Origin of the sequence: Rhizobium sp. UBA1881 (assembly GCF_002338015.1) — a bacterium.
In the GTDB taxonomy this organism is placed as follows: Bacteria; Pseudomonadota; Alphaproteobacteria; order Rhizobiales; family Rhizobiaceae; genus Rhizobium.
Window position 1 is genome coordinate 1 of the sequence record NZ_DDHH01000075.1, and the last position, 6,120, is coordinate 6,120.

The 6,120-nt window shown below is 60.1% G+C and carries 9 protein-coding genes; 1 reads left to right on the forward strand and 8 read right to left on the reverse strand.

Annotated features, from left to right (window positions below; genetic code table 11):
• Nucleotides 1-137: 137 nt before the first annotated feature.
• From B3605_RS08615 to B3605_RS08645, 7 genes are all read right to left on the reverse strand, one after another.
• Complete coding sequence (locus B3605_RS08615) at nt 138-464, reverse strand: cupin domain-containing protein (RefSeq protein ID WP_112945291.1); 327 nt, start codon at nt 462-464, stop codon at nt 138-140.
• Nucleotides 461-1,183: a glycosyltransferase family 2 protein gene (locus B3605_RS08620; protein ID WP_112945290.1), complete on the reverse strand. Its 723-nt coding sequence runs from the start codon at nt 1,181-1,183 to the stop codon at nt 461-463. The genes B3605_RS08615 and B3605_RS08620 overlap by 4 nt, the downstream gene beginning before the upstream one ends.
• A 10-nt stretch (nt 1,184-1,193) precedes the next feature.
• A complete protein-coding gene (locus tag B3605_RS08625) occupies nt 1,194-1,820 on the reverse strand; it encodes an HAD family hydrolase (protein WP_018896997.1) in 627 nt (208 codons plus the stop codon).
• Complete coding sequence (locus B3605_RS08630) at nt 1,817-2,485, reverse strand: phosphodiesterase (RefSeq protein ID WP_210297310.1); 669 nt, start codon at nt 2,483-2,485, stop codon at nt 1,817-1,819. The genes B3605_RS08625 and B3605_RS08630 overlap by 4 nt, the downstream gene beginning before the upstream one ends.
• On the reverse strand, nt 2,482-3,243 hold the full coding sequence (locus B3605_RS08635) for a glycosyltransferase family 2 protein (protein WP_112945289.1): 762 nt from the start codon (nt 3,241-3,243) through the stop codon (nt 2,482-2,484). Before B3605_RS08635 ends, B3605_RS08630 begins: the two co-directional genes overlap by 4 nt.
• Nucleotides 3,244-3,475: 232 nt before the next feature.
• Nucleotides 3,476-4,057 (reverse strand): OmpA family protein, encoded by a 582-nt coding sequence (locus tag B3605_RS08640; protein ID WP_112945288.1) that lies wholly within the window; start codon nt 4,055-4,057, stop codon nt 3,476-3,478.
• Nucleotides 4,058-4,061: 4 nt separating this feature from the next.
• The gene (locus B3605_RS08645) at nt 4,062-4,490 is read right to left on the reverse strand and encodes a cysteine rich repeat-containing protein (protein ID WP_414706959.1); all 429 of its coding nucleotides are present in this window, start codon (nt 4,488-4,490) and stop codon (nt 4,062-4,064) included.
• Nucleotides 4,491-4,815: 325 nt separating this feature from the next.
• Between B3605_RS08645 and B3605_RS08650 the strand changes: the two genes are divergently transcribed.
• Complete coding sequence (locus B3605_RS08650; RefSeq protein WP_402928721.1) at nt 4,816-5,250, forward strand: hypothetical protein; 435 nt, start codon at nt 4,816-4,818, stop codon at nt 5,248-5,250.
• An 82-nt stretch (nt 5,251-5,332) separates the two neighbouring features.
• On the opposite strand, the gene B3605_RS08655 is transcribed toward B3605_RS08650, so the two are convergent.
• Nucleotides 5,333-6,120 (reverse strand): DUF2950 family protein (locus B3605_RS08655; protein ID WP_296433532.1); only part of this gene is annotated, 788 nt, incomplete at its 5' end.

Genomic DNA, 6,120 nt, shown 5'->3' on the forward strand with positions numbered 1-6,120 from the left:
CCGCGCGGAATAACGCGCAAGCAGTCAAACAAGAACGCCCGCATCGAGATCATCGATGCGGGCGTTCTTGTTTTATAGCACTGTCTTCCGAGTATAGCGCCCGCGAAACCATCCGCGAACGCCCTTCTTCAGGTAGATCAGACCAGATACTTGTCGTTCTTTGCGCTCGGGATTTTCACGACCGTCACCGTCGCATCGGTCAGCGCCTCGAACTGGTTGACCTTGCCGGGCTCGATATCGATGATGCTTCCCGCTTCCCACACCTGGTCGATCATCCGCACCGTGCCGGAGACGACGAGCGTGATCTCGCGCGCGATCTTGTGATAATGCGCCGCATCCTTGTCGCCGGCGACGTAATGCTTCACGCCGACCTCGAACGCATCCGTCTTGACGACGGTGGGATCGAAATCGCCGATGAACCAGCCGCCGATCATGTCGTTGAGGGTGAATGGCTTCTCGCTCATTTGTCACCTTCGGTCACGGAAAGCTCGATCAGCTGGCGATCCGACTTGATCGGGTGGAAGTCCTTGGCGTTGATCGGGAAGATCCCGATCTTCTTCCCCTCGAGCACCATCTCGTTATAGACGGGGCAGACATAGAACATGTTGTTGTGCCGGGCGTCCTTGCGGATCGCGTTCTTCGCCGCGCGCACGAAATCGCGTCCCTGCCGGAAATAGTAGAAGCCGGCCGTCGCATTGTCGCTGATCGGATGCTTCTCGGCCGCCTCGACCACCATGTTCTGGTCGTCGAGCCGGACGAAGGAATAGCGCGGATGCACCGACTTGAAGGTCATCGTGCCGCCGTCGAGCTCGCGCTCCACGAAGTTCTGGATCACGCCGTCGAAGGGAACCGTGAGGAATTCGTCGCCGTTGAGGATCAGCAGCGGCTGGTCGTTGTCGATATAGCCGGCGGCGAGCAGCGCCGTGCAGGCGGCTCCCTCTGTGCCGTCCTCGACCGAGACCACTGCGGCCTCCGGCGACAGCAGGCGCACGACCTCGTCGAGGTGGTAGCGCGCCAGATCCTTCTTCTGCATGGCCACGATGATGCGGTGGCCGGGAATCTTGGCGCATTCAGCCAGCTGCCGCTGCACCAGGGGTACGCCGTTGATTTCCACCAACGCGGTCGGATAGGCTTCCATCGCCTGGATGCGAGGCTCGCCGGCTATCAGGATCAGAATATTCATCGCAAGCTCATCAACCGTGGATTTTTCGAATGGTCTCGGTGATCGCGGGATAGTTCACATCCGCGATATCGTTCACCACCATGACATGCGCGCCGGAACCCTTGGCGGCCTTGATACCATTCTCGTTGTCCTCGACGATCAGGCATTCCTCGGGCGTCAGGCCCATCATAGTGATCGCCTTCACATAGATTTCCGGGCTCGGCTTGCCGTGCTTGACGTCTTCGTTGCTGAGCTGGAACTCGAGGTAACCATCGAGTGCTGCCCTCGACATCATCAGCGACACCGTGCTCTTGATCGAGTTCGACGCCACGGCGAGCCGGTATCCGTCCTCCCTCAGCCGCGCCAGCGCGTATTCCTGCTTGAAGGTCGGCTTGCACTTGGTGTGGATCATCTCGGTCGTGTAGAGCTGCTTCATCTCGTTGATGAAGCCGTGCAGCGCCTCGGGAAGCCCGCGCGTGGTCGTCAGAATCTCCAGCTTGCGCCGCGTCGGCAGGCCGTCGAAGATCGTCAGGTGCTCGTGCAGCGGAATGGTGTATCCGAAGAGCTCGAGCGCCCGGTTCAGCGCCTCATAGTGCCATTCGCGTGCGTCGATCAGCACGCCGTCCATGTCGAAGATAATCGCCTTAAGCGTGGTCATGCTGCGTCCCGGCCTGTCAAAATCAGTTGCGCGCGCTCCGGAAAGTCGGTGCAGACGGAAAGTCCGTCCCGCTCGTTGAGCCCCGAAGACACCAGCCACTGGAGAAATGGTTCATATTCGTCGTGACGACCGTGAAGATCCGGCGCCACCAGCGTGGCCGACTTGCCGTCGGCGAGAATGCGCTCGATCAGCGCCGCGTCGTACCAGCGCCCCGGCAGGAAGTTGTCGATCCACACACCGGTCACGCCGGGATCATCATATAGCGAGGCCTCGCGCTCATATTCGCTGAGACGCGTGAAGGAGACCATCTTGCGCTTCACGCCCTGGATGAGATCGGGGACCGACGCGTCAAACAGGAAATAGTTGCTGTAGCCTTCGCTCGAGAGCACTTCCGCCAGCATGTCATGCAGGCCATCGGCCTTGATGTTCAGCGCCAGCAACGGTGAGCCGTGTTGCTTGGCGATCCGAAGCAACTCGGCGAACGAGATCTCTCCCCCGCGCGGAATGTCGTGCGAGATGACGATCGAAGGCGCGCCGTCTACTTGACTGTCGCGCACGTCGGTCTCAGTGCCGAAGCCGAGCGAGAAGGAGCGAACGAAGGCCTCGACCGAGTTCTTCTCCTCAGGCGTCTTCCAATAACCGCGATGGCTGAGAACCTCGATCATACCGCAGCACCCAGCGAACGCGTCACATCGACGGACAGAGGCAGGCTCTGGAAATGGGTGAGGTCCTCCGGAACGCCGAGACCGTACATGCCCGCATCCACCGAGCCGATCGAATAGGCGCCGATCTTCGAGCCGTCCTCGATCATGAAGTTATAGACCGGCGCCACATAGAACTCGCCGTTGACGCGGAAGTCGCGCTCGATCATCCGGTCCGCATAGGAAACGAAGTCCGAGCCCTTGCGGAAATTGTAGATCCCGACGGTCGCGTGATCGGAAATCACCTGCTTCTCGACGACGTTGTCGATATAGCCATCGGCGCCGAAGGAGACGAAGCTCCACTTAGGATCATCCGCCGTCATGGTCATGATCATCCCGTCGAGATCGCCCATGGCCTGCAGATAATCGTCGATATCGACGTCGATATACTGGTCGCAATTGGCGATCATCATCGGCTGATCGTTATCGATCTCGTCACGCGCGAGAAGGACCGTGCAGGCGGCACCCTCGGTCACCTGCTCGACGAGAAAGATCTCGCAGCCCGGCGCCCAGGCGCGCAGGTTCTCGCCCAGCCCATGCTCCCTGACATGCGCAGCCTGGCAGATGAAGATGAACCGATGCTCGATGGACGGGCGAAGGTTTTCGATCACCAGCCGGATCATCGGCACGCCGTGCACAGGCAGAAGTGGCTTGGGGAGAGTATAGCCGGCCTTGGCGAAGCGGCTTCCGTGCCCTGCCATTGGTACGACGATGTTCAACATTGCGTATATCCCGAATTGTATCAGCTTACACCGTGAGGCGACCCATAACGGCCGAAGCTGGCGTCACGCTGTCCCGGATGGGCCAGATGCCCGGCTGAGCAAAGAAACTTGCCCGAAATGAAACGACCCGCTTGGATCGCTCCACGCGGGTCGTTTCATGTATTTCCATTCAGTGTCCGCTGGACGCCCGCGGGATATATTTCACGGGCTCCCGGCTGACCTGAAGACGATCTCAGGACTTCTTCGTGAAGACACCGAGATTGATCAGCTGTACCCGCCGGTTGTTCGATCCTGTCGTGTCCGTGCCCGGGATAGGCATGTATTCGCCGACGCCGACGGCATAAAGCCGCTGCGGATCGACCGCGAAGGTCGTGGACAGAGCCTCCTTGATGGCGGCCGCCCTCTGCTCGCTGAGATCGAGATTGTGTTTCTCGTCGCCCGTCGAGCTCGAATGCCCGACCACCAGGAACTTGTAGTCCCAGAGGTTCGGATGGTGCAGCGCGTCGGCAAGCAGGCCGAGCGTGCGGTAGGAACTCGGCTGGATCGCGACGGAATCGTTCTCGAAATTGATCTCGACCACCATCTGCGGCAGCTTGGCGATACGCTTCCAGTTCGGCAGCTCCGACATCTGCTTGCTGCCGCCGCTGATCGCCTCCTGTCGCAGGATTTCGAGATCGATGGCTGGCGCTGCGGAGGTCAGCTTGCCGAGCCCCTTGACAATGCGCTCCTGCGACACTTCCTGCGCCGATGCCAGTGCTGGAACGAGGATAACCGCCGCCGCGACAATGATTGCTTTCGAAAGAACCCGCTTCATCGTCTCATCTCCATCCGGCATTGGTGATCGTCTGATTGCATTCATCGCTGACGCGCGGTTGCTTCTTGATCAGGCAGGCAAGCACGAAGCCGTCTCCCTTGATGCCGTTGCAGCTCTTCGACATGTCGCGCTGGCAGACGCGTTCATAGGCCGTCTGCGCCTGTTCGCGCGTCGTGATCGATTGGAAGACGGTACCAAGCGAAGCCTTGCAGCTCGGCGAAACCTTCGCCGCGTTCTGCTGCAGGCAGTCGGCGATGCGGCCGCTGCCGAGGTTCAGGCCCTTGCACAGTTTCTGGATGTCGGAGCCGCAATCGCTCGCGAGCTTCGTCACCGCATCCGCATAGCTCAAGGTCTGCGCCGACGCTCCCCAGGCAAGGCCCATGGAGACACACGCAACGGCCGTTATCAGAATCCCTCGTCTTGATCTTTTCATCCTATCCGTCCCTGACTGGTCACATCGACGGGCGGGACGATGGCATGATGTCGCGCGAACGGAGCGTATATTACCGTAACGCACATCGGCCTTGGCGGGCTGAATTGGAGCCGTCACACGATTGCAAGGAGGCCAGGATCGACCTCGACGGCCAGCATTCGAAGCCTTTTTCAAGCCATTCCGGGCCGCAGCCGTAACATACCGTATCTTACAGCCACCCCCGCGTATCATACTGCCTTCGCTTCTCCATCCGCCCTATCATCCCCTGAGGATGAACTTGGAGGACGTAGAGATGACATCGACGCAGACATCCGCACCCCATTCCATGGCCAGCGCCGAAGAACTACGCAAACGCGCCCTTGAGCTCCAGATCGCCGAAATGGAGCGCGACGAGAAGATCAAGGCGCGAGAAGCTGAAAAGCATGCCGAGTTCGTCGAGGACTTCTTCCGCAAGCATATCGACGAGAAGGAACGCGCAATGATCAAGCGCCTCGTCATGAAAGCCGCGGCGGATGGCAAGTACGAAGCGATGATCTACAGCTTCCCCTCGAGCTTCTGCGACGACGGCGGCCGCGCCATCAACAACAGCCTTCCAGGATGGCAGAAGACGCTTCAGGGCAAAGCGAAGGAGCTTCTCGACCTGTTCGAACAGCTTGCCAAGCCCCAGGGCTATGGCCTCAAGGCCATGATCATCGATTTCCCCGGTGGCATGCCCGGCGATGTCGGCCTGTTCCTGACCTGGGAACCCCCAGTCAAATAAAGCCCCAAGAGGGGCTAGGATAGCGCATCGATTTGACGGGTGGCGGTTGTTTTTGACAACCGCCACCCGAATGCGTTTCAGCCTATTCGGAAACGACCGACCAGTTGTTGTCGGGATTGAAGGTCTTGATCGCCGCCGCCTTCTTCTCCGTCTCCGGCCCGAGGTCGCGCTGGTAGATGACGCTCATGCCATTGGCGATGAATGTCTGCACACCCGTCTCTCTGTACTTGACCGGCCACGCGATCACCGCGAAGCCTGCCGTCATGTGGCCGTTGACGATGTAGCTCTGCTTGCCGCCGAGCACGTTGTCGCCCTGCCCCGTCAGTATCCGATAGTGATATCCGAAGTAGCCCTCGCCGCGTTTGGCCTTGCCGAAGGCAGCCGTCTCGATCAGCGGGCCGGCCGGGCTGTCCTCGTCACCCGGACCTGCCTGCCAATAGAGCCCATCCCGCTTGCCGGGCGAGCTGATCAGCTTTTGCGCATACTCGTAGATGCCAGAACCAGTCCGATCCTCCGAGGCATAGATGTGCTGAGCGATGACGAAATTATGGATGGTCTCGATCGTCGCGAGTTCGTTCTCGCCGATACGGCGGTTGACGATCTCCTCCAGTCCGGTGCGCGTGTCGAACGTCCACTTGTCGTCCGCGCCCTTCGTCAGCGGAAACGGCAGCGGCCAGAGCCTGTCGCCGATGGCAACGACCTTGCGCCCATCGAGATCCTCGAGCTTCATCAGCCGCGACGCGCCCTCGCGGATCAGCGCGTAGCTGACCATGGCCGCGTTGTTGTCCTTGAGCTTGTCGGCCTTCAGCCCGAGCAGCTCCGCAAGCCCATTCAGATCGTTTGCCGCAAGCACCGCCTTCAGCTTGTCGA